1 protein-coding gene is annotated in these 252 nt (G+C 72.6%); it reads left to right on the top strand.

Annotation, left to right across the window (positions count from 1 at the left end):
* Positions 1 to 252: transposase (locus AOQ53_RS33140; protein WP_236711903.1), on the top strand; the 252-nt coding region annotated here is incomplete at both ends.

Genomic DNA, 252 nt, shown 5'->3' with positions numbered 1-252 from the left:
CGCGCTGGAAGCAGGCCGCAGTTCCTGGACCGCGCCGCTGGACGCTCTGCGTCTGGCGCCGGGGGACGACGCCGCCACCGTCACCGCCCGGCAGATGCGCGAGCTCATCGAGCGGCTGATGGATGCCGGGCAGTGGAAGGACGGCGACCGGGACGTCCTCATCGTGGTGGACGCCGGATACGACGTGCCCCGCCTGGCCCACCTGCTCAAGGACTTGCCGGTGCAGGTGCTGGGCCGGATGCGCTCGGACCG

The sequence above is a fragment of the Streptomyces azureus genome, assembly GCF_001270025.1.
In the GTDB taxonomy this organism is placed as follows: Bacteria; Actinomycetota; Actinomycetes; order Streptomycetales; family Streptomycetaceae; genus Streptomyces; species Streptomyces azureus.
The sequence above is the reverse complement of the archived record's forward strand: the minus strand, read 5'-3'. Positions and strand labels throughout refer to the sequence as shown.